The organism is Streptomyces globisporus C-1027, from assembly GCF_000261345.2.
Lineage (GTDB): Bacteria > Actinomycetota > Actinomycetes > Streptomycetales > Streptomycetaceae > Streptomyces > Streptomyces pakalii.
The window spans coordinates 868,568-891,079 of record NZ_CP013738.1 but is presented as its reverse complement, the minus strand read 5'-3'; the positions used below and the strand labels follow the sequence as shown (position 1 = coordinate 891,079).

Sequence of the window (22,512 nt, the reverse complement as noted above, 5' to 3'; positions counted from 1 at the left end):
CATGTCCACCAAGCGGATCGCCGCCCTCGGAATGATGGCCGTCGTCGGCCTCGCGACCGCCGGATGCGGGGACTCGTCGGACGGGAAGACGGCGGCGGCCGAGAAGCCCGCCGCCTCGTCCTCGTCCGGCGGCTACCCGGTGACGCTGGAGAACTGCGGGGTGCGGCAGACCTTCACCAAGGCCCCCGATCGCGTCGTCGTCATGAACGGCGCCTCGGTCGCCGAGGTCTCCACACTGCTGTCCCTGGGGCTGAAGGAACGCATCGTCGTCAACCAGCAGACCTACGGCATGTCCGAGGTCCCGGGCCGCGCCGACGAGATCAAGAAGCTGCCGAAGGGCGACATCAAGCTCAACGACGCCTTCGACATCCCCCGCGAGGCGATGCTCGCCCAGCGCCCCGACCTCGTCCTGTCCACCACCGCCTACGGCTTCGACGCCAAGAACGGCTTCGCCACCCGCGACCAGCTGAAGCAGGTCGGCGCCAACAGCTACATCTCGCCGCAGGGCTGCGACCAGGACGCCGCCAAGATGACCATGGAGGACAGCCGGACCCTGCTGCGCGACATGGGCAAGGTCTTCGGTGTCAGCGACCGGGCCGAGAAGCTGATCGCCGCGTCCGACAAGCGCATCGCCGAGGTCGCCGAAAAGGTCAAGGGCGAGAAGAAGCCCAAGGTCATGGTGCTCTTCTCCAACATGAGCATGGGCGGTAACGACTTCAGCTCCGTCGTCGCCAAGGGCATCTACAACGACGTCCTCGCCAACGCGGGCGGCACCAACGCCTTCGAGAACGCGGCCAAGGGCTCCTTCGCCGACCTCAGCAAGGAGAAGGTCGCCGCCGCCGACGTGGACGCCCTCGTCGTCATCAGCTACAACGACCCCGACCCCACGGCGTACGCCAAGAAGCTGCTCAAGGAGTTCCCTCAGTGGACGGCCTCGAAGAACGACGCGTACGTGGTGCTGTCCGACTCGATCTACCTCGGCCCCAGCAACGACCTGGCCGTGGAGAAGATCGCCGAGGCACTCCACCCCGACGCGTTCTGACGGGGCTGCGGCTCTCCCTCGGCGTCACCGTCCTGCTCGTCGCGCTGATCGCCGCCATGATCACGGCGATCAGCATCGGCGCGGTGACGATCCCGGTCGCCGATGTCTGGACCGTCGTGGCCCACCACCTCACCGGACAGGGGGCCACCGACGACCCGGCACTGGACCAGATCGTGTGGAACTTCCGCACGCCCCGGGTTCTGCTCGCGGCCCTCGCAGGTGCCGGGCTTGCGGTGGCCGGTGCCGTCCTACAGACCCTCGTCGCCAACCCGCTGGCCGACCCGACCGTGCTCGGCTTCTCCTACGGAGCCTCCTTCGGCGCGGTCCTGGTCATCACCCTCGGCGGGATCGGCATCGGGGGAGTGGGCGTGGCGGGAGCGGCCTTCGTCGGCGCTCTCGCCACCGGGGCGGTGGTCTTCGCCCTGGGCCGCCGCCGAGGCCGCCTGGCTCCCACCCGCCTCGTGCTCGCGGGGGTCGCCGTCGGATACGTTCTGCTCTCCGCGACCAGTTTCGTCCAGCTCTGGGCCACCCCCACCGAGCTGCGCACGGTGATGTTCTGGATGCTCGGCAGCGTTGCCGGAGCCCAGTGGGACCAACTGCCCGTCGTCGCCACCATCGTCCTCACCTGCACGGCCCTGCTCGGGCTCTTCGGCCGGCAGCTCAACGCCGTCCTGGCGGGCGACGAATCCGCCACCGCCCTCGGCGTGGACGTCAACCGGCTGCGTGCCGTCCTGCTGGTCATCACCGCGCTGCTCACCGGCTCGGTCATCGCGGTGGCCGGCGGCATCGGCTTCGTCGGGTTGATGATCCCCCATCTCGTACGCCTCACGGTCGGCGCCGACCACCGGCGGCTCCTCCCGCTCACCGCGCTGCTCGGAGCCGTCTACCTCGTCCTCGTCGATCTCCTCTCCCGCACCCTCATCCGCCCGAACGAACTGCCGCTCGGCATCCTCACCGCGCTGCTCGGCGCCCCGTTCTTCGTCTGGCTGCTGCGCCGCAACAAGGGCTTGGACACCGTATGAAGCTCACCGTCGACCAGGTCCACGTCGAACTGGAAGGCACACCCGTCCTCCAAGGGGTCGACCTGGAAGTCCTGCCCGGAGCGGTCGTCGGACTCGTCGGCCCCAACGGCAGCGGCAAATCCACCCTCCTCCGCACCGTCTACCGCTCACTCCGGCCCACCAAGGGTGTCGTGAGGGTCGGTGACGACGACGTCTGGCGTCTCGCGCCCCGCACCGCCGCCCGCCGTACCGCCGCGGTCCTCCAGGACCCGGCGGGCAGCACCGGTGGCCTCACCGTGGCCGAGATCGTCGAGCTCGGTCGCACTCCCCACCACGGGCTGGTCGGCCGCGAGGGCCCCGACGACCGGCGCGCCGTCGCCGACGCCATCGACCGCTGCGGCATCCGCCTCTTCGCCACACGCGAGTACGCCTCCCTCTCCGGAGGCGAACGCCAACGCGTCCTCCTCGCCCGCGCCCTGGCCCAGGAGCCGCGCCTGCTGGTCCTGGACGAGCTGACCAACCACCTCGACATCCGCGCCCGCTTCGAACTCCTCCACCTCATCCGCTCCACCGGCGTCAGCACCCTGGCCGTCCTCCACGACCTCGACCTCGCCGCCCGCCTCTGCGACCTGATCGTCGTCCTCGACCACGGCGCGGCGGTCGCCGCCGGCCCGGTGCTCGACGTCCTCACCCCCGCGGTCATGCGCGAGGTCTTCGGCGTCGAAGCCACCACCACGCGGCACGACGACGGGATCGTGCGGATCGCGTACGGAGCGCATCCGCTGGCAGAGACGAGGGAGGCCGGTCAGGCACGGGCGTCACTATGACCACGCAAGCATCTGGTGATCGGCGGGAACTATCCGTACCGGCCCACCGACTACTCCCGCGGTGGGCGATCCCCCACCGTGCCATGGCTACCGTCCGCCAGGAGTGTCCGTGCTACGACCCCGCGCCACCCTCGTCGTCCTCGCCGCCTCGACCGTGCTGATCGGCGGGTGCTCCGCCGGCCCCGGCACATCGGGCTCCACCAGCACGGTGCTGCGCGTCGGCCTGAGCGAGGAGTCCGGGGCCCTGGACCCCCATGCGTTCACCGGCAACTTCGTCCTGCTCGACGCCGTCTACGAGCCCCTCGTCACCTACGCGGAGGGCGGGAAGCTGAAGCCGGGACTCGCGGAGTCGTGGAGCGTCGCCGAGGACGGCAGAAGCGTCAGCTTCGACCTGCGGGACGGCGTCACCTTCACCGACGGAACGCCCTTCGACTCCGCCGCCGTGAAGTGGAACTTCGACCGGTGGGTGGGCAACAAGAAGTTCACCTTCTTCCGGGCCTCCCAGGTCATCTCGGCCGTGGAGACCCCGGACAAGGACACCGTCAGGCTAACTCTCTCGGAGCCGTACGAGCCGCTGCTGCAGGAACTGTCGATCATCCGGCCGGTACGACTGCTCAGTCCGAAGGCGGCGAAAGCCGACGGCACGTTCCAGAAGGCTGTCGGAACCGGGGCGTGGAAGCTGGAGGCCAACTCCGCGACCGGGGCCAAGCTGGTACGCAACGACGACTACTGGGGAACCCGGCCGAAGCTGGAGCGGGTCGAGTTCAAGGTCATACCGGACTCCCAGGCCCGGCTCGACGCTCTGAGCAACCGGGAGATCGACCTCATCGGCGGCGCCTACCAGGCCCCGATCACACCGGTCGAGGCCAAGACACTGAGCGGGCGCGGAGACATCACGTCGCTCGTCGGCGATCCGGACGTCTCGATCATGCTCGGGTTCAACGCCGGCGGCCCGGCCGGAGACCGAGCCGTGCGCGAGGCGGTACGCCAGGCCATCGACACCAGCGCCCTCACCAAGGCCCTGTTCCAGGGCTACGGCAAGCCCGCACGGCGGGTGTTCCCCCCGAACGTGCCCGACTCGGGCACCGACCTGCCGGACTACTTCGACCAGGCAGCGGCCCGCAGCACACTGGACGCCGCCGGGTACACCCTCGACGGCGGAAACCGGGTCAAGGACGGAAAGCGCCTCTCCCTCAAACTGCTCATCCCCGCCACCCCCGCCCAGGGACAGCTCGACCCCCGCTCCATGGCCGAGGCCGTCGCCGGATCCCTCAAGGAGGTCGGCATCGCCGTCGACATCTCCCCGGTCGACGCCGCCGCGTACTACGACGAGCGGGCGGAAGGAACCTACGACATCACCTTCTTCGAGGGACTCGGCGCGCCCTACGACCCCTCGGGTTCGATCGTCTCCATGTTCACCTCCGGAGCCCGCGGCCCGCTCTGGGTGACCAAGGCCACCGAAGACCTGGTCGACAAGGCGGTGTTCGCGGACGATCCCACCGCACGCGCCGCCGCGTACCAGAAGCTCTACGACGAGGTCGCAGCCGACGCCGGATTCGTCCCCCTGGTCTACCGGCCGCGCATCTACGCGACCCGGGACACGGTGAAGGGATTCGCCGTCCCGCCCACGGACGTGGACCTGGATCTCACCGGGGTGACGGTCGGGTGAGACCGCTGGGCCGGCTGGCGACCGCCGGCGGTCACGTCGCCCGGTGGACCGTGGACACCGTCGGCGTGCTGCTGGCGATGTCGGTGGGGACCTTCGCCCTCGTCCTGCTCGCGCGGGGCGACCCCGCGGCGGTGCTGGCGGCGACCCGGGCCGGCCGCCCCGCCACGCCGGAGCAGATCGAGGCCGTCCGCGGGGAACTCGGGCTCGACGACCCGGCACCCGTGCGCTACGTACGGTGGCTCGCCGACGCCTGCACCGGCGATTTCGGGCGCTCGTTGCGTACGGACGCCGCGATCGGCCCCGAAGTCGCGGACCGGCTGAGTGTCACGCTGGCGCTGGTGGGCGGATCCGCTGTCGTCGCCGTCGTGGTCGGCGTGGGCGTCGGCGTCGCCGGTGCGGTACTCCGGCGCGGGGTCCTGCGCGGGGCGCTGCGCACCGGCGCGCTGCTGGTCAGCTCGATCCCGTCGTTCTGGCTGAGCTATCTCCTCGTCCTGTATCTGGCGATCCGCCTCGGGCTGCTCCCGACATCAGGGATGGCGGGCCCCTCGACGTGGCTGATGCCGATGGCCGTACTGGGCCTGCCCGTTGCCGGTGTCCTCAGCCGCGTGGTCGCCGTCACGCTGCGCGATGCCCTCGATCGGCCTTACGTACGCGCGGCGCAGGCACGGGGCAGTGGAACGCTGTCGATCGTCATCCGGGACGGACTGCCCAATGCCGCCGGACCGATCCTCTCCGTCGCCGCGTTCGGCATCGGCAGCCTTCTCGTGGCCACCGTCGTGGTGGAACAGATCTTCGGCTGGCCCGGCATGGGCGCCTACTTCGTCCAGGCAGCCGGTTCCCGGGACGTCCCGGCGCTCCAGGCGGCCACCCTCGTCATGGGAGGCGGCTTCATCCTCGCCAACCGCTGTGCGGATGTGCTCCAGGGGCTCATAGATCCCCGCTCCCGGCGGGGCGGGGACGCCCGTTCCCGCCGTCGGCCCATGCTCCCGTGGAGCAAGACCTCGGGTACGGACGCGGCGCTCCGCGAACCGGTCGGTGTTCCGGGAGCGCGAACCCGGAAGGAGCTGCCATGACCGTTGAGGCACGAAGTCCGGGGCGCCGCGCGTGGATCGGCACGGTGCTGCTGGCACTGCCCTTGATCCTCTTCGCGGTCGTCGGGGTACTGGCCCCGGTCGTCTCCCCGGCCGATCCGACCGCCAACGACCTCACGGCCGGGCTGCTGCCGCCGTCCTCGGAGCACCCGCTCGGTACCGATCAGCTCGGCCGGGACCAGCTCAGCCGGATCCTGCACGGTGCTCGGATCTCCCTTTCGGTCACCGCCGCCGTGCTCGCGGTCGCCCTGACGGCCGGTACCGTCATCGGGGCCGCCGCGGGCTATCTCGGCGGATGGTTCGACCGGGCCGTCTCCCGGGTGATCGACGTGGTGGTCTCGCTTCCCGGAATGCTGGTGACCCTCGCGGTCATCGGCGTACGCGGTCCCGGTGTGGAGAACCTGATCCTGGCGCTGTCCCTCTGGTCGTGGGCGCCGTACGCGCGGATCGCGCGCGCCCGCGTCGCCGACCTGCGCAAGAGCCCTCATCTGGACGCACTTCGTCTGCTGGGCGCGGGCCGTGCGCGCATCCTCGGCAGGCACCTGCTCCCGCCGGCACTGGCGCCCTGCCTCGTCTACGCCAGTACCGATGTCGGCACGATCGTCCTGGGCGTGGCCACGCTGAGCTTCCTCGGCCTGGGTGTCGCGCCGCCGAACGCCGAGTGGGGACAGATGCTCGTCGAGGGCAGGGCGTTCATGGACTCCGCGTGGTGGCTCGCCTATCCGCCCGGCATCGCCATCACGGCAGTGGTGTTCGCCAGCAACCTGCTCGGTGAGCGGCTGGCGGCCGGCGAGGAACGGCCCTCCGTCCTCCGCCTGGTCCGGCCGACACGAACCGGGTCGGCGTGGCCGATGCGCCGGAAGGCCGCACCGTCCGCGCCCCGCGCCGCCGAGCGTACGACATCCTCCCCACCGGAGACGCTGCGAGGACGCCCCGAGGTGACCCCGGTCCTCCGCGTGCGGGACCTCACCGTCACCTACCCGCGGGACGGTGAGCGGCGTCGCGTCGTCGCGGGCATGTCGTACGAGGTCCGCCGGGGCGAAGTCCTCGCCCTCGTCGGCGAGACCGGCAGCGGCAAGACCACGGCCGCATTGGCCCCGTTCGGCCTGCTGGACCCGTACGCGGTGGTCACCGGCTCCGCCGCGCTGGCGGACGGCGCCGGAACGTGCGAGATGGTCGGGCTCACCACGGCGGAGCGCCGCCGGATCAACGGCCACAAGGTCGGGGTGGTCTTCCAGGACAGCGGGGCTGTTCTAAACCCGCTCAGGACGATCGGGGCGCACGTCGACGAGGCGGTCCGCAATGCGGGCCGCGGAGGGCGGCGCCCCGCGACCCGCCGGGTCACCGAGGAACTCCTGCACCTGGCCGGCCTGCCCGACCCCACCACGGTCGCACGCAAATTCCCCCACCAGCTGTCCGGCGGAATGCGTCAGCGGGCGCAGATCGCCATGGCTCTGGCCTGTGAGCCCGAGCTGCTGATCGCCGACGAGCCCACATCCGCCCTCGACGTCACCGTGCAGGCCCAACTGCTCGACCTGTTGGCCCGCCTGCGCGAGGAGCTGGCCATGTCCATGGTCGTCGTCAGCCACGACCTCGGGGTGGTGACCCGGCTGGCCGACTCAGTCGCCGTCGTGTACTCCGGCCGGATCGTGGAGACGGGACCCCTCGCCGCCGTGCTCACCCGGCCCGACCACCCGTACACGCGGGGGCTGCTGGACGCGGTCCCGCGCCCGGGCACGGCACCCGGTACCCGGTTCCGTACCATGCCGGGCCAGGGAGGCACCGGCCCGGACGACGCCATCGGTTGCGGGTTCGCCCCCCGCTGCCCCCTTGCCGTGGCCTCCTGCGTGGACGCGGCGCCTCCTCTGGAAGCACTCGCAGGAGCGGCCACGCACTGGTCGGCCTGCCTTCGGCACCCCGGTGGGCCGACGGTCGCCGTGGGGAAGGGAGACACCTCGTGCTAGAGATCGTGGAGGTGAGCGCTCGTCACGGCGGTCCGAACGCCGTGACGGTGGTCAAGGACGTCACGATGAGTGTCGCGGCCGGTGAGATCGTGGGGCTGGTCGGCGAGTCGGGCTGCGGCAAGACGACCCTGGCGCGCGTCGTGACCGGGCTGCACCGCCCCGATACGGGGGTGGTGCGCGTGGGAGAGGCGGACGTACACGCGATCCGGGGGCGGCGCGCTCTTCGCGCGCACCGGAGACAGGTCCAGATGGTGTTCCAGGACCCTTCTCTGACGCTCAGCGGGCGCCAGACGGTACGGCAGGCCATCGAGGAACCTCTGCGCATCCACCGGCTGGGCGACGCACGGTCCCGGTCGGCGCGCGTCGCTGAACTCCTCGACCTCGTGGGGCTGAACCCGGAGGTGGGGGACCGCCGCCCCCGCCAGTTGTCCGGAGGACAGCAGCAGCGGGTGGCGATCGCCCGCGCACTGGCTCTGGAACCCCGGCTGCTCATCTGTGACGAACCGGTCACGGCACTCGACGTATCCGTCCAGGCGAAGGTCCTCAACCTCCTGTGCGATCTGCGGGAACGACTCGACCTCGGATGCCTGTTCATCACCCATGACCTCGCCGTCGTCTCGCAGTTGGCGGACCGGATCGCCGTCATGCAGGACGGCCGCATCGTCGAGCAGGGCCGCACCGAGGATCTCACCTCGCGCCCCCGCCACGCCTACACCCGCAGTCTCCTCGCGGCCATCCCCACCCTGGAGATACGAGCGGCCGAGGACGCCGTTCGGAGCTGATCACGGATCATTCCGGGCAGCCCGGTCCACACGGGCGGGAACTGCCTTCGGATCCGCTTATAGCGGGAACTTTCCCGGACATGGGACCGACATGTAGGTATGACCATCGCCTGTCTTGAGATGCTCTCCTTCGGCCTCGCCCACCTCGCCCGCGCCGCACACGAGTCGGGCGAGCGACTGGTGCTGCTGACCGGTGTGGAGCCGCTGTACCTGCACGAACTCGCCACCCTGCCCGCCGGATCCGTCGAAGTCGTCGCGGTCGACACCGGCGACCGAAAGGCGGTCACCGAGGCTCTCACGTCGATCGAGGACCTTCGCGGCCTCATCAGCTCGACGGACACCTGGGGCGTGGCCGGTACCGAACTCGCCGCCGAGTTCGGCCTGCCCGGCATCGCCCCGGCCGTCATCCGCCTCGTACGCGACAAGGCCCGCGTCCGCGACCTCCTGTACAGCAAGGGACTCAGCCCGTTCGGGGCCATGCCGGTGGAGGAGGCGGCCGCGGTGGATCTGGAACGGCTCGCCGCGACCGTCGGGCTGCCCGCCATCGTCAAGGACACGGCAGGCACCAGCAGCCAGAACGTGTGGCTCATCCGCAACGCTCAGGACCTCTCCCGCTTCCACCGGGAGGCCGAGGGCGCCTCCCTTTTCGGAGGACTGTTCGCCGAGCCGTTCCTCGCCGGACCGGTCTACAGCGCGGAGACGGTGACCTGGGCGGGGGAGACGAGGCTGCTGGGCCTCTCCAGCCGCCTCATGTCCGCGCAGCCCTTCTTCCGGGAGGACGTGACGGCGTTTCCCGTGGCGCTGCCGCCGGCCGAGCTGAGGGAGATCGAGGCGTGGCTCGGGGAGGTCCTCGCGGCTCTCGAATACACCGACCGGTTCGCCCACATCGAACTGTCGATGACGGCCGACGGGCCACGGCTGATCGAGGTGAATCCCCGCATCGGCGGGGCGCTGGTCGGGGAATCCATGTGCCGCGCGCTCGACGTGAACGTGTACGGCGGCCTGGTCGACCTCGCACTCGGCGTCCGGCCACGGCTGCTCGACGCCCCCTTGTCCGGAGGCCCGGCTGTCGCGTTCGTCCTTGCCTACCCGACACAGGCGGGCGAACTCGTCGCCGTACACGGTCTTGAGGACATCTCCCGCTACCCGGGGCAGCCCACCTGGTATCCGACGAAGGCGATCGGAGCGAACATCGACCAACTGACCGACGGACGCGGCTATGTGGGCATCGTGCTCGCCGAGGGCCCCACCGCGGAGATCGCCACGCACCGTGCGGTCACCGCGGCGGGAGCCGTGCATGCCGAGACGCGCCCGCGGTGTTAGGCCGCTTCCGACCCGCGACTGCCTCGCACGATCAGCCGTCGGGCGTGATTGTCGAAGGGCTCGGCGTCGAAGCCACCGAAGCACTCGACGTCGGTGAACCCCGCCTCGACGAGCATCGTCTTCAGCTCGAACGCGCTGTAGAGGGTGTGCTCGACGAACGCCGTCCGGGCCCGCTCGCCCTGGACCAGGATGAAGTCGTCCCGGAACCGTTCCCAGTCACCGAGGATCGTGCCACGGACGATCATCGTGCCGCCCTCGACATCCAAGATGTGCGGCAGACCGCCGTCCCGGGCCAGGATCTCCTTCCCGTACAGGTCGATCAGGAAGTGACCTCCCGGCTTGAGACTCGCCCGCACATTCCGCAGGACCCCCATGTTCTCGTCGTGATCGGCGAAGAGACCGAAAGAGGTGTACATGCTGATGGCCAGATCGAACCGGTCAGGCTCGATGAACTCACGCATGTCCGCTCGGACGAGCCGCAGCTCCACTCCGGCTTCCGACGCCCCCTCCTTCGCGCGCCGGAGCAGAGCCTCACTGAGATCCACACCGGTGACCGCGGCCCCGCTCCCGGCCAGCGGAATCGCGTACGCCCCCGGCCCGCAACCGAGATCGAGCACCGCGGCACCGGCAGGCACCCGCAGCAGCGGCGACGAGCCGACCCTGGCCCGGGCCTCCTCGGCACGTCCGGCGGAGAACAACACATCCGAGAAATCGACCCACAACGTCTCGTCCTCGAACCATTCCATCGCCATCTCCTTCACTCGTCACGCGTATCCCTTGTGAAACAAGTCGGCACAGAGACCCGCCAAGTTCCAGAAGACCTGAACGACCGAGAGAGGCTCACCCATGGATCATGATTCCGGCAGGACCGAACTCGCCGTGCGACGCGAGTCCTTGCAGCTCATCGAGACGGTGAAAAGCTCCCGAGGCGAGATCAACTCCGTCGACACCTGCATGGTCACCCTCACGTACGACGGGATAACCGCCTTCGGCGAGGGCACACCGACCGAGTACAGCGGAGTGACCGCCGACGACGTCGTGGACGCGGTGGAAGCCGAGGGCGTGCAGATCCTCGGGCCGAACCTGAACAACCCGCAGCTCGCCCTCGACCGCATCGAGAACTGGGACGCGCCGGCCGGCGCACGGATGGCTTTGGACGGTGCGGTGCACGACTGGATCGGCAAGGCCGCGGGCCGGCCGACCTGGGAGCTGTTCAACATGCCCAGAACCCTGGGGCCTACGGTTTACACCATCAGCATGGCGAGTCCGGACGAAGCCGTGAGCGCGGTCCGCAAGGCACCGGAGGTGGGTGCGCTCAAGGTGAAGGTCGGAGGGCCGGACGACCTGGAGGCGCTGGAGGCGATTCGGGCAGTGACGGCGCTGCCCGTCCGTATCGACGCGAACGAGGCGTGGGACCTTAACACCGCACGCGCGCTTACACCCCGCCTGCGCCAACTGGGTATCCAGCTCATTGAGCAGCCCTTCCCCACCACGGCCGTAGATGACTACCACCGCTACCGGGAGTTCCCGGACCGGTTGCCGGTCTTCCTCGACGAGGGGTGCACCGACGTCGCCAGTGTTCTTGCCGCACGCTCGTACGCCGACGGCATCGTCGTCAAGCTGTGCAAGGCCGGCGGGATCCGGGGGGCTCGCAGGGTCATGGAGGCCGGCCGGGAAGCCGGGCTCCGGACCATGCTCAGCTGCATGTGCGAGTCCGAGCTGGCCATCAGCCAGGCCGCGCAGCTCGCTCCGCTCGCCGACCACATCGATATGGACGGACACCTCTACCTCAGCGACCCCCCGTTCCGAGGACTCCGTCTCTACGACCGCAGTATCGTCCTGGGCGACGAACCGGGCCTGGGCGTCCGCCCGTCACGCTGACCGCCACCCGGAAGCGGGAACTTCTCCCGCTCGCGGCACGACATGTAGAAGGGACGCGCGTTGCGTCGCACGACGGGAGGGGAACGATGGACTGGTACGAGGACCTGAACCTGTGGTCCGGCTTCTCTGCGGTGCTCTTCTCGCCCGAGAGGGAGCGGCGGGCCGCCGAGGTGGTGACCACGTCGCCGCTGCTCGCTTTCCCGGCGGGCAGCCGCGTGCTCGACCAGTGCTGCGGCGTCGGGGTGTACACCGTGCCCCTGGCCGCTCAGGGTTACCGGACCACGGGTGTGGATCTCCACAGCGAACTGCTCGAACGAGCTGCCGTCGTCTGCGCGGACGCCAAGGTCGAAGCCGCGCTCGTCCAGGCGGACGCGCGCGAGTACGTGGCACCGGGGGCATTCGACGTCGTGCTGAACATGTACACCTCCTTCGGCTACTTCGAGGACCCCGAAGAGAACCTCCAAGTCCTGCGCAACGCCTACGAGTCACTGGCACCGGACGGACAGTTGATCGTGGACCTGCTCAGCAAGGAGACGTATGCGTCCTGGGTCGGCCCACCGAAGATCGTCGACATTCCGGGAGGCATGGTCGTCATGCGCGACACCATCCTGGACGACTGGACCCGGTACCGGACCGACTGGACGATGGTGCGGGGCAACACGGCCGAGCACTCCTCCCTCACCTGCTACGTCTACAGCGCCAGGGAACTGCGGGACATGTTCCAGCAGGTCGGCTTCGAGGAGGTCGAGTGCTTCGGTGACTGGGACGGCCGGCCGTACGACGGCGGAGCCACCCGCCTGATCATGCGGGGGAAGAAGGCACGGACGGCGTGACGTTCACTCGACGTGAGGCGCCGGGCGGTTCCGTACTGTCCGGCGTCCGCTCGTTCACCGGCACACAGCGCGCCCTGCTCGGCAGCGGATTCCTCGTCAACGTGATCAGCTTCTCCGTCTACCCGTATCTGGCCATCCTCCTGCGTGACCGCATGTCACTCAGCATGGGCCAGGTGGGAGTCGTCCTCGGACTGGCCACCTTCGTGCAGTTCGCCGGCGGCGTGCCGGGAGCTGCCCTCGCCGAGCGCATCGGGTTCCAGCGCTGCCTATTGATCTCGATGATCCTGCAGACACTCGGATCGCTGGGATTCGTCGTCGGCGGTGCCTGGCCGACGGTGACCATCGCCGCGCTGTTCCTACGATCGGCTGCCACGGCTCTCTACTCGCCGAGCGTCAGAGGGTATACCGTCCACGGCGCGAGCGAGACCGAACGACCACGCCTGGTGGCCGCGAGCTACGCCACGGGCAACGTCGGCGTCGCACTCGGCCCGGTGGTCGGTTCCCTGCTCATCCACGAACCCGGCGGGATGTTCGTCGCCGCCACCGTGCTGCACGCGCTCATGACGGTCGGCCATGTGTTCCTGCCCCGGGAGAGCAGGGACGACCACGTGGTGGTCGAGCCGCTGCGCCGGGCCCTCCGGGGGCTCGCCGTCCTGCCCTTCGCCGTAACGGCTCTGACGCTCTACTTGCACATGCACTTCTACCAGTACCTGTCGTCCTACGCCGAGGACCGGGTCCCCACCGTGTTCTACGGCGCGGCCATGATGGGCTACTCCCTGGTGTTGGCCGTGCTCCAGCCCCTGATTGCCGACCGTGTCGAGCAGATGCGCTACACCAAAGCGATGGCGCTCGGCTTCGGGGGCCTGGCAGTCGGCATGATCGCGTTCACCGGTGGCAACGAGGTGGCGTTCACCGTCGGCATCCTCGCCATCGGCGCGGGAAACTCCGTACTGCTCCTGAAGAACGTCCTCGAAGCACTCGCCCGCTCGAAACGCTCCCCAGCCGTGGTCTTCAGCCACCAGCGCCTGGCCGAAGGTGTCGGCGCCTTCCTCAGCGGGTTGGTCGGCGGCGGGCTCTACTACCAGTTCGAGACCGCCGGACAACTGCCCGGATTCTGGGTGGCCGTCGCCGCCCAGTGCGTGCTGATTCCCCCGGCCCTGCTTCTCATGCACCGCCGGTTCCGGCGCCCCCAGCGTGAAAGGACAGGCTCGTGATGAACCCCGCAGACGCTGTCACCACCGCCCGCGCCGTCGCCGAGCGGTTGCGGAAGGACGCGGTCGAGAGACAGCACGCCAACCAGCCGCCGCTGGCCGAGATCCAGATGCTGCGCGAGAGCGGGCTGCTCGCCGTCGATCCCGACGACCACCGCACGACGCACGCCGTCACCCGGCTCGTGTCCGCCGGCGACGCCTCGATCGGACACCTCCTCGGCTATCACTACCTCCACCTGTGGCGTGCCTCGCTCTACGACAACGGCGAACTGGCCTGCTCACTGCGGCAGGAAGTCGCGGCCGACCAGTTGTTCGTGGCCGCCGTGAGTAACCCGCGCGACACGATCATCGCCACCGAGACCGGCGACACGCTCTCAATCTCCGGCCGAGGCGCGTTCGCCACCGGCTGCGCGGTGGCCGACCGCATCTTCGTCAGCTCGACCCGCGCTGATCGCGCGGCGCGACTCGTGGTCGTTGCCCGTCGGGGTACAGGCGGCATCTCGCACCCGTCGGACTGGGACAACCTGGGCCAGCGTCTGAGCGCGAGTGGGAGCATCGTCTTCGAGGACGTCCGAGCCGACCCCGGTGATGTGCTGGGCACGTTCCCAGCCGACGAGGACGATTCGAGCACGCGCTGGCTTCGCCTGTCACTCGTCTCCCTGGCCTTCCAGGCGGTGCTCACACAGGTCCTCGTCGGCATCGTCGAGGGCGCCCTTGCCGAAGCCGCCCAGTACACACGCGAGATTTCGCGCCCCTGGCCGGTAAGTGGTCTGGAGAACGCCGTCGACGACCCGCACATCCTCGCCGGGTACGGGCACCTCGACGCTGACCTCCGTGCAACACAACTCCTCGCCGACGAAGCGACCCGTGCCTTCTCGGACGCCGACGCAGCTGGTCTCGCGCTGACTTCGGCCGAACGTGGCCGGGCCGCACTGGCGGTCTCCGCTGCCAAGGTTGTGTCCTCCCGCACGGCGACGGAGACGACCAGCCGCATCTTCGAACTCACCGGAGCTCGGGCGACGGCACGCTCCTCGGGCCTCGACCGGTTCTGGCGCGATGCCCGAACGCTCACCCTGCACGATCCCCTCGTGTACAAGGCTCAGGAACTTGGTACGTCCCTTCTCACCGGCAAGGTCCCGCCGATTACGGCGTACAGCTGAAGACACGGCCTAGCCGCCCCGCCCCTGCGCGCGCCGCCAAGGGCTTCCATCGCCGAGGTCGATGAGCGGGGGCTATCCTCGGGGTTGCCTTAACGGAGTTTGGTGGACACCAATAAGGACAATGCCAACCGTCGGGTACGTCTGTCGTTCCTCGGGTGAAGCTGCCACTGCCGTCACTGGAGGACCGATGTCCGGCCGCACCAGGTCGCACCAAGGGGAAGAGCCCAGCTGTGGGCGGAGTGGGCGACCCGAGATAGGTCGACGCTGCGGCGCCTCCGGTGGCTTTCAGGGCACCTGGGGCGCCGCATTTCGTTCAGTTCGCTGCGCTCCGGGACCGAGAGCCGTTCGACATCGTTGCCACGCGGTTTCCAGCACATCGGCGGTGCGGCCAGCTCGCGCTCGGGCGTCATTCGGCGGGAGAACCCCCGTCGAAGGGCCAGGACCGCCTTGGTGGAATCGGTCGTTCTATACCGGTCCTTCGTCGTGCCTCACCACGCACAGGGCCCAGATGACGAATCCCGACATCGCGATCACCAGGATCGACCAGGCCGGGTAGTAGGGCAGGGAGAGGAGATTGGCGATGATGACGAGGGCGGCGATGCCCACGCCGACGACGCGTGACCATGTCGAGGCCCGGGACAGCCCGAAGCTCACGAGGATCGCCGCGATGCCGAGGGCCAGGTGTATCCAGCCCCATGAGGTCAGGTCGAACGTGAAGACGTAGTTGGGCGTGGTGACGAAGACCTCGTCCTTCGCAATCGCCATGATGCCGCGGGCGATCCCGGCCAGGCCGGTGATCCCGAGGATGACAGCGGCGAAGACGGTCAGGCCACCGGCCCAGGCTTGGCGCGCGGAGTCCTTTCGCCGGGTGGTGTGTACGGAGGTCATGGTGATCCCTCGCTTCTCGATCGAATGGTCGGGATTGGTCGACATCTGAGAGCAGAGGCGGACTGGGTGGGCAGGTCGAACGGAGCCTGGGGCCGGCGGTGAACACGTCGTGGGTCATCACCTCGAATACCGTGCGGTACAACATTGACGACCTCTTTCCCGGAGCGCTCTTCCCCCGGAATCTCCACCCTGCCGTGTGGAGCCGGCCTCGGGGCAGTGCCGAACGGTCCCTATCGGGGACGGTCGGCCCTGCTCCGACGCCGGTCGTGGGCACGTAGGCCGACTGCTCGGCTCTCCCAAGGGCCCGGAAGGCCCCTGGCCGCGACCCTTCTCACCGGACGCTCGGGCCTGGCATGCCCCGTTCCGCGACGCGAAGGCCCTCAGCGCGACTACGCCGGCTGGAAAGGCACCGCGCTCCAGAACTCCGTCGTCGCCAAGGGAGGCGGCTTCGGCGGCGACAGCGCGGGCCACCGCATCAAAAGCGCCGTCGTCTACGACGCCTGCGGCGGCAGCGTCACCTCCGACGAGGCGCTCTACGACCCCTACGACCCGGCGATCACTTTCACCACCGGCATGTTCTCCTGGCCGAACTACGCGGGCACCATCAACGACTCGCACTTCGTCTCCCGCGACCGTATGGGCCGCAGCATGGCCTTCGTCGCCCGAGCCATCGAGGACGGTCTCACCACGGGCGGAGCCGCGTGGGGTGTCGGTGCTGACGACGGCATCGACAAGAACGGCCTGGCCACGGCAGCCGGAGTCGACACCTTCGTCGTACTGGGCGACCACCGTCCCGCGCAGGCCGACCCCGACCGCTACCTCACCGACGACGACTACAGGATCTGGCGGCTGCGCCCCGGCGGGACCTCCGACTTCAAGAACCGTCCCACCTGCGGCTACTACCTGCGCAGCGTCGTCGACGGCATTCCGGACCGCGACCTCTGCAACGGGACGCCGGTCACCAACTGCGGCTGCAGTCCGAGCAGCGTCTTCACCCCGCCCGGCGCAGCGTCAGCATCCGGCCAGCGCAGTCGCCGGGCGGCAGCTCGGCGGGGATGTCGTACGCGGCCAGCGATACCTGGGCCACCCCCCCCATGATCTTGAGGTACGAAGCCTCGGAACGCGCTCTCGCCACCACCGCCTTCCACTTCCTGCGCACCTGTTCTGTCCGGCGTGATGTCCGGCCGCACCAGGTGAGAGAGGCCCAGCTCCGGGCAGGGCTGGGCGAGCGGAGCTGCTGCGTGGTGGCGTACACCCGGGGAGTCACCGCGAGAGGTCGGTGACATCTGTCGCGGGCTATGTCCTGGCCTACCGGAAAGCCTCCCGCTCGCTCCTGGTCCCGCCGCACTCGCCGACGCAGCCGGTGACGTCGCGGCGTACGCCTCTTCCCTGTTCCAGGGCGTGTGGACCGCCGGCCCGAGTCGGCCTGGCGCCCCGACCTGTGACCTGCCCGAGCTATATCACGCTCGCTGGAGCTCTGCACACGCTGATGGTCTGTTGAAGCTCTTATAGAACATCTTCAAGGGGAAGTGAAACCGCGACGTCGTCCTTGGCGGAATCCCTCGCACAGACTCCAGTCAAGGAGTCCCGTAGAAGGGAACTTTCATGACTCCTCGGCCCATCACGGCAGCGCTCACCCTGGCCACCGCCACGGTCATCGGAGCGACCGCGGCCGCCCCCGCAGTGGCGGCGCCCGCTGCCGCCAAGGACGACCAGGCCACCGTCTCGGTCTTCCACGCCGTACCCGGTCTGAAGGTCGACGTCTTCGCCAACGGCAAGGAACTGCTGCCCGACTTCGCGCCCGGCACTCTGACCGACCCGCTCAAGCTCGACGCAGGCAGCTACGACATCAAGGTCTTCAAGGACGGCGAGGGCCCCGACGGCACGCCCGCCATCGAGAAGAAGGTCGATGTGCCCGCCGGAGCCAATGCCACGCTCGTCGCCCACCTGACCGCTGACGGCAAGCCTGCCCTGAACGCCTTCGTCAACGACCTGTCCAAGGTTCCCGCGGGCAAGGCGCGACTGACGGTCCGCCATGTCGCCGCCGCTCCGGCCGTCGACGTGCGCGCCGGAGGCACCCCGGTCTTCGAAGGCCTGGTGAACCCGAAGGAGGTCAAGGGAGAGGTCGACGCCGGCACCGTCAAGGCCGATGTGACCCTGGCCGGCACCGACACGGTCGCCATCGGCCCCGCCGACCTCGACCTGGCCGAGGGAACCAACACCGTCGTCTACGCGTGGGGCAGCGCCGACGACAAGAACCTTGCGCTCAAGACGCAGACGTTCAAGGACCTTCACTCCGCCCCGCACGGAGTCCCGGCAGGCGAGACGGGTGAGAACGCGGTGAACACCACCGGACTCCCCGGCTGGTCCCTGGCGCTCGGTGGCCTGGCTCTCGCGGGTGCGGTCGTCGGCGGACGCCGACTGTTCGCCTCGCAGCGCTGAACAGCGTCGACACCCGGCGGGACGGACGCGCGCAGCTGACTGATCCGTCCCGCTGCCCTCCCCCTCGTCCCTTTCCGAAGCAGAGGTCTTCGTCGATGAAGCATCGTTCCCCACGTAAACGCTGGGGGTTCCTCGCCGCCGCCCTCACGGTCCTGTTGATGCTTGTCGTCTTCGCGACGGAGCGGCTCACCGACGACGACGTTCCGGCGGACTTCGGGGCTCCGCTCGACCCCCGGCCCACCATGACGAGCCGGGGGCCGTCGGGCTCCTCGACGCAGCCCTCCGCGCCGGGTGCCGAGCCGTCCTCGAGTCCATCCAGGCCGGTGATCGCCTCGCCGCGCTCGCTGGTGATCCCGCGCCTGGGTGTGGAAGCGCCCGTCGACGCCGTCGGGGTGGCACCCGACGGCGAGGCAGAGGTCCCCGACGACGCCCGCCGAGTGGGCTGGTACCGCTTCGGTCCGGCCCCCGGCGCCGCCGAGGGGTCCTCGGTGATTGTCGGCCACGTCGATTCGCAGACCCAGGGCCTGGGGGTGCTCGCCGAGCTCAGCGACGTCGAGCAGAACGACCGTGTCGAGGTGCGTGCCGCGGACGGGGCGACTCGCGTGTACCGGATCGCCTCCCGGGAGACGGTGCCCAAGGAAGAACTCGCGGATTCCGGTGTCTTCCGAAGGGACGGCCCGCCCGTCCTCACCTTGATCACCTGCACGGGGCCGTACCTGAAGGACCGAGGCGGCTATCAGGACAACCTGGTGATCACTGCTGTACCGGAATCGAGCTGACGATGTCCTGGGGTGGACCTCGGGTTCTGGCTACTAGTCTGTACGGCGTGCCGACGACGGATGAGGATATTGCCAAGGGGTTTGCTCTGGGCGATGAAGCGTGTCTGGCCGCGGCCTATCGCCGATGGGGGTCCCTCGTCTACAGCGCGGCCAGCCGCGCGCTGGGGGACTCGGAGGAGGCGAAGGACGTGGCGCAGCAGGTCTTCATCGGAGCCTGGCGGGGGAGGGCGGGGTTCCTGCCGGAGCGGGGCACGCTTCCCGGCTGGCTGATGGGTATCACGCGCTTCAAGATCGCCGACGCTCTCGATCAGCGGTCGCGCCGTCGGCGTGAACTGGAGGCGGTGTCCGCCGCCAAGGCCGAGCACACCCTGGTGGCCGAGGCCACCCCGAACGCGGTCGTCGATCAACTCCTGGTGCGGGAGTGTCTCGCCGATCTCTCCGATGCCCAGCGTCAGGTGCTCGAGATGACCTTCTTCGACGATCTGACCCAGATGCAGATCGCCGAGCGCACCGGACTTCCCCTGGGCACGGTGAAGACGCATGCACGGCGTGGACTCATCGCGCTGAAGCGCAAGATGGAGGAGGTGGACGGTGCAGCACAGTGATCTGGACGAGTTGGCGATGCTCGCCCTGGGCGACGTACCGCCGCCCTCCGTCGCGGCTCATGTACTCGACTGCACCGAGTGTGCGGCGGAGCTGGCCGACCTGCGCCGGGTGCTCGATGTCGGCCGATCGACTGCTGAGCCACTGGAACTCGTGGAGCCGCCGCCGGAGGTGTGGTCGGGCATCTGCGCGGAACTGGGGTTGTCTTCCAAGGGAGCGGACTCGCCCACCCCCGGCGAGGATTCCCCGACGTACGGTTCGCCGCCGAGCTCGGTGGAAGATGTCGGTACCGTCCCGGACGGTAGGGCCGGGGGCGACGGAAACGGGCGCAGGCGGCGGCGCTCCGCTCTCGCGCTGGCGGCTGCGGCCGCGCTGCTCGGCGCCGCAGCGGGCAGCGGTCTCACCTGGTGGGCGGTGGATCGCCAGGAGCCGTCCACCGTCGCCGGAACGAGCAGGGCACTCGACCCCTTGCTGCCGAGCGCGCTCGGCTCCGCGCGGATGGGGGACGCGGCGGGGCAGCGCAAGCTGGACATCAAGGTCGAGGGACTGCCGAAGACCACAGGCTACTTCGAGGTCTGGCTCATGGACCGCAGCCACAAGAAACTCATCTCCATGGGTGTCCTGGGCGCCGACGGCCACGCCGTCCTGCCCGTGCCGGACAACGTTGACCTGGGCGAGTACCCGATCGTCGATGTATCGGTCCAGGAGTTCAACGGCAGTCCCGAGCACTCGGGCAACAGCGTGGTCCGCGGAGCCTTCGCCTCCACCTGATTCCAGAGGTCTCACCCTCGCTCCGGAACCAGGGGGGCGGGTTGGGGCCCGCGGCCACGCCGCGGGCCCCAACCGGCCTCAGGGAGTGTTGGTGCCGTCCCCTCGTACCAGCGGGTGTCGGCGTTCCGGGCCGGGCTGTTCCACCGAGTCCGTGGCCGACGCGATGGCGATACGGCGTTTGAGGGCCGCCTCCCGAGCAGCCTCGCGCGGGTGCCGCCTGCGCCAGTAGGGATTGTCGTGCGACAGCTTGCTGGAAACCCGCCCGTACATGCCGAACGTCAGAATCAGCAGCCCCATGACGAAGCTGAAAATGACGTTCGTCATACCGAAGTCGAGGAAGTTGGCCGACCTGTCCAGAACGAACAGATGATAGAAGCCGCTCAGGATGAAGAGCGCTCCGATTGTCATGTTCAACGTGGAGGCGAAGTTTCCGCCCACTGCGGCACCGGCGAGCAGGGCCAGGCCGACGATGACGGAAACCCAACTGAGAGCGATGTTGGTCGCCATGCCCGCGATGCGGTCGCCCGACGTGTTGAAGGGGCTCAGAGCGTCCGCGAAGCCCAGACATCCGAAGACGAGCAGAATGCACCCGCACACAGCGGCTCCTACCCGGTACACCCTGACCAGATGGTGATCGGTGGGGAGTTCGTCCTTGAGTTTCATCGCGCTCCCACCCATCGACGTACAGCGGTCGAGGAAGCAGATGCGTGTTCTTGCCCCCCGACCCTCATGAACACCATGCTTTTCCTTTCGAACGTGAGCACCAGTACCCCTTGCCTCTGTGACGGACGGAACTATCCGTGACTTCGCGGAGATTCATGATTCGGATGCAGGTGGAAGGTGTTGAACACGCAGAATTCGTCCGATCGGGCGGGCCGCGGTGCTTCCGGAGCCGGGCACCCCTACCGCGCTGCTCACGTGGGTGCGGTGATGGAACAATTCGTGATCTCTGATGGCGGATAGCGTGCCGAAGCCGCCTTGCGTGAGGAGAGACAGGTACTTGTGACAGACGCCGACATCGTCATTGTCGGGGCGGGGGCCGCTGGGCTGTCGCTCGCCTACCGGTTCACGTCCCCGCCCGCCCGCCTCGGTGAGGCATCTGCGATCCGCTGCGGTCGGCCGGCCCCACGTGTGCTTCTGATCGATGCTCCGCCGGGCCCTCTGCGGCCTCCGGAGCGCACGTGGTGCTTCTGGGAGCGGGGGCGCGGTGACTTCGACGACGTGGTGGTCCGATCGTGGGAGCGGCTGTCCGTCCGCGGGCCGGACGGGCGGGAGTGGGAAAGCCGGCCGCACCCTTGGCGCTACAAGATGATTCGCTCATGTGGTTTCGAGGAGTTCGTCGATCGCCGGCTGGCAGGTTCCTCCCTCGTGGAGCGGCTGACCGCCACCGTCGACCGTGTGGCGGATCTGCCCGACAGCGCCCAGATCACGGCCACCACACCTGACGGGAAGCAGGTGCAGTTGCACGCACGCTGGGTGTACGACTCGCGGCCGCAGCGGGAACTGCCGCCCGGCCGCACCACGATGCTGCAGCACTTCCGCGGCTGGTTCGTCCGTACCGATGCCCCCCTGGCCAGTGCTACCGCGCCCCTCGCTGAAGACACCGCCTGCCTCATGGACTTCCGCACCCCGCAACCGGCGCGCGGGCTCTCGTTCGGCTATCTCCTCCCCCTCGGACCCGACCGGGCACTGGTGGAGTACACGGAATTCTCCGCGGCACCGCTGTCGCGGGCGTCCTACGATGCCGCGCTTGAGCACTACACGACCCAGATCCTCGGTCTCGGGTCGTTCGAGGTCTGGGACACCGAGCAGGGCGTCATCCCGATGACAGACGCACGGTTTCCGCGGCAGACCGGGCGCCACACCTTCCGCATCGGCACCAGCGGAGGCGCGACCAGGCCCGCGACCGGCTACACCTTCGCCTCCGTGCAGCGCCAGAGCCTCGCGATCGCTACCGCCTACCGTCGGGGTGCGCTGCCCGCTCCACCACAGGCCCACTCCCGGCGTTCGCTGGCCCTGGACGCCGTCATGCTGCGCGCTCTCGACAGCGGACGCGTGGCGGGTGCGGACTTCTTCACTCGCCTCTTCGAGCACGTTCCCATGGAGCGGATGCTGCGCTTCCTCGACGGCCGGACCAGCGTCCGTGAGGATCTCACGATCGGTTTCGCCACTCCCGTGCTGCCGATGCTGCGCACCGTCGCAGAGATGCCCTTTCTGCGCCGCGGGGCTTCGTGATGAACGGGTC

General features: G+C 69.1%; 21 protein-coding genes. 18 read left to right on the top strand and 3 right to left on the bottom strand.

All coding sequences use genetic code 11. From position 1 onward, the window contains the following. Nucleotide 1 precedes the first annotated feature (1 nt). The 8 genes from WQO_RS03750 to WQO_RS03715 all read left to right on the top strand — a co-directional run bounded on the left by WQO_RS03750 (nt 2) and on the right by WQO_RS03715 (nt 9,699). Nucleotides 2-1,042: an ABC transporter substrate-binding protein gene (locus WQO_RS03750; RefSeq protein WP_010056144.1), complete on the top strand. Its 1,041-nt coding sequence runs from the start codon at nt 2-4 to the stop codon at nt 1,040-1,042. A 56-nt stretch (nt 1,043-1,098) separates the two neighbouring features. After that, nucleotides 1,099-2,064: a FecCD family ABC transporter permease gene (locus WQO_RS03745; RefSeq protein ID WP_010056145.1), complete on the top strand. Its 966-nt coding sequence runs from the start codon at nt 1,099-1,101 to the stop codon at nt 2,062-2,064. After that, nucleotides 2,061-2,870 (top strand): ABC transporter ATP-binding protein, encoded by an 810-nt coding sequence (locus WQO_RS03740; protein ID WP_010056146.1) that lies wholly within the window; start codon nt 2,061-2,063, stop codon nt 2,868-2,870. Before WQO_RS03745 ends, WQO_RS03740 begins: the two co-directional genes overlap by 4 nt. A 109-nt stretch (nt 2,871-2,979) precedes the next feature. Beyond that, nucleotides 2,980-4,539 (top strand): ABC transporter substrate-binding protein, encoded by a 1,560-nt coding sequence (locus WQO_RS03735; RefSeq protein ID WP_010056148.1) that lies wholly within the window; start codon nt 2,980-2,982, stop codon nt 4,537-4,539. Next, entirely contained in the window at nt 4,536-5,612 is a 1,077-nt protein-coding gene (locus WQO_RS03730; protein ID WP_010056150.1) for an ABC transporter permease, read from the top strand. Before WQO_RS03735 ends, WQO_RS03730 begins: the two co-directional genes overlap by 4 nt. Beyond that, nucleotides 5,609-7,594 carry a dipeptide/oligopeptide/nickel ABC transporter permease/ATP-binding protein gene (locus WQO_RS03725; protein ID WP_010056151.1) on the top strand — a complete coding sequence of 662 codons (1,986 nt, stop codon included), beginning with the start codon at nt 5,609-5,611 and terminating at the stop codon, nt 7,592-7,594. Before WQO_RS03730 ends, WQO_RS03725 begins: the two co-directional genes overlap by 4 nt. Continuing rightward, on the top strand, nt 7,588-8,376 hold the full coding sequence (locus WQO_RS03720) for an ABC transporter ATP-binding protein (RefSeq protein ID WP_010056152.1): 789 nt from the start codon (nt 7,588-7,590) through the stop codon (nt 8,374-8,376). Before WQO_RS03725 ends, WQO_RS03720 begins: the two co-directional genes overlap by 7 nt. A gap of 99 nt (nt 8,377-8,475) precedes the next feature. Continuing rightward, a complete protein-coding gene (locus WQO_RS03715; RefSeq protein ID WP_010056153.1) occupies nt 8,476-9,699 on the top strand; it encodes an ATP-grasp domain-containing protein in 1,224 nt (407 codons plus the stop codon). Here the strand turns inward: WQO_RS03715 and WQO_RS03710 are convergent. After that, complete coding sequence (locus tag WQO_RS03710) at nt 9,696-10,445, bottom strand: class I SAM-dependent methyltransferase (protein ID WP_029181860.1); 750 nt, start codon at nt 10,443-10,445, stop codon at nt 9,696-9,698. The genes WQO_RS03715 and WQO_RS03710 overlap by 4 nt on opposite strands. 100 nt (nt 10,446-10,545) lie before the next feature. Between WQO_RS03710 and WQO_RS03705 the strand changes: the two genes are divergently transcribed. From WQO_RS03705 to WQO_RS03690, 4 genes are all read left to right on the top strand, one after another. Continuing rightward, the gene (locus WQO_RS03705; RefSeq protein ID WP_010056155.1) at nt 10,546-11,580 is read left to right on the top strand and encodes an enolase C-terminal domain-like protein; all 1,035 of its coding nucleotides are present in this window, start codon (nt 10,546-10,548) and stop codon (nt 11,578-11,580) included. Between the two features lie 86 nt (nt 11,581-11,666). Beyond that, on the top strand, nt 11,667-12,413 hold the full coding sequence (locus tag WQO_RS03700) for a class I SAM-dependent methyltransferase (RefSeq protein WP_010056156.1): 747 nt from the start codon (nt 11,667-11,669) through the stop codon (nt 12,411-12,413). Then, nucleotides 12,410-13,627 carry an MFS transporter gene (locus WQO_RS03695; RefSeq protein WP_010056159.1) on the top strand — a complete coding sequence of 406 codons (1,218 nt, stop codon included), beginning with the start codon at nt 12,410-12,412 and terminating at the stop codon, nt 13,625-13,627. Before WQO_RS03700 ends, WQO_RS03695 begins: the two co-directional genes overlap by 4 nt. Next, complete coding sequence (locus WQO_RS03690) at nt 13,627-14,784, top strand: acyl-CoA dehydrogenase family protein (RefSeq protein WP_010056161.1); 1,158 nt, start codon at nt 13,627-13,629, stop codon at nt 14,782-14,784. Before WQO_RS03695 ends, WQO_RS03690 begins: the two co-directional genes overlap by 1 nt. 465 nt (nt 14,785-15,249) lie before the next feature. Here WQO_RS03690 and WQO_RS03685 read toward each other — a convergent pair whose 3' ends face one another. Further along, complete coding sequence (locus WQO_RS03685) at nt 15,250-15,672, bottom strand: DUF7144 family membrane protein (RefSeq protein WP_010056163.1); 423 nt, start codon at nt 15,670-15,672, stop codon at nt 15,250-15,252. A gap of 216 nt (nt 15,673-15,888) precedes the next feature. Here WQO_RS03685 and WQO_RS03680 point away from each other — a divergent pair, with 216 nt between their 5' ends. From WQO_RS03680 to WQO_RS03660, 5 genes are all read left to right on the top strand, one after another. After that, nucleotides 15,889-16,770 carry a peptidase S51, dipeptidase E gene (locus WQO_RS03680; RefSeq protein ID WP_010056165.1) on the top strand — a complete coding sequence of 294 codons (882 nt, stop codon included), beginning with the start codon at nt 15,889-15,891 and terminating at the stop codon, nt 16,768-16,770. A gap of 507 nt (nt 16,771-17,277) precedes the next feature. Further along, nucleotides 17,278-18,114: a DUF4397 domain-containing protein gene (locus WQO_RS03675; protein WP_010056166.1), complete on the top strand. Its 837-nt coding sequence runs from the start codon at nt 17,278-17,280 to the stop codon at nt 18,112-18,114. A 95-nt stretch (nt 18,115-18,209) separates the two neighbouring features. Beyond that, nucleotides 18,210-18,893, top strand: coding sequence for a class F sortase (locus WQO_RS34415; RefSeq protein ID WP_010056167.1), 684 nt, complete (start codon nt 18,210-18,212; stop codon nt 18,891-18,893). A gap of 47 nt (nt 18,894-18,940) precedes the next feature. Then, nucleotides 18,941-19,498, top strand: coding sequence for a sigma-70 family RNA polymerase sigma factor (locus WQO_RS03665; RefSeq protein WP_237274099.1), 558 nt, complete (start codon nt 18,941-18,943; stop codon nt 19,496-19,498). Then, the gene (locus WQO_RS03660; protein WP_010056169.1) at nt 19,485-20,267 is read left to right on the top strand and encodes an anti-sigma factor; all 783 of its coding nucleotides are present in this window, start codon (nt 19,485-19,487) and stop codon (nt 20,265-20,267) included. The genes WQO_RS03665 and WQO_RS03660 overlap by 14 nt, the downstream gene beginning before the upstream one ends. A gap of 78 nt (nt 20,268-20,345) precedes the next feature. Here WQO_RS03660 and WQO_RS03655 read toward each other — a convergent pair whose 3' ends face one another. Continuing rightward, nucleotides 20,346-20,930, bottom strand: a complete 585-nt coding sequence (locus WQO_RS03655; protein WP_010056170.1) for a DUF4383 domain-containing protein — start codon at nt 20,928-20,930, stop codon at nt 20,346-20,348. A 339-nt stretch (nt 20,931-21,269) separates the two neighbouring features. On the opposite strand from WQO_RS03655, the gene WQO_RS03650 reads away from it, so the two are divergent. Then, on the top strand, nt 21,270-22,502 hold the full coding sequence (locus WQO_RS03650; RefSeq protein ID WP_010056171.1) for a lycopene cyclase family protein: 1,233 nt from the start codon (nt 21,270-21,272) through the stop codon (nt 22,500-22,502). Nucleotides 22,503-22,512 lie beyond the last annotated feature (10 nt).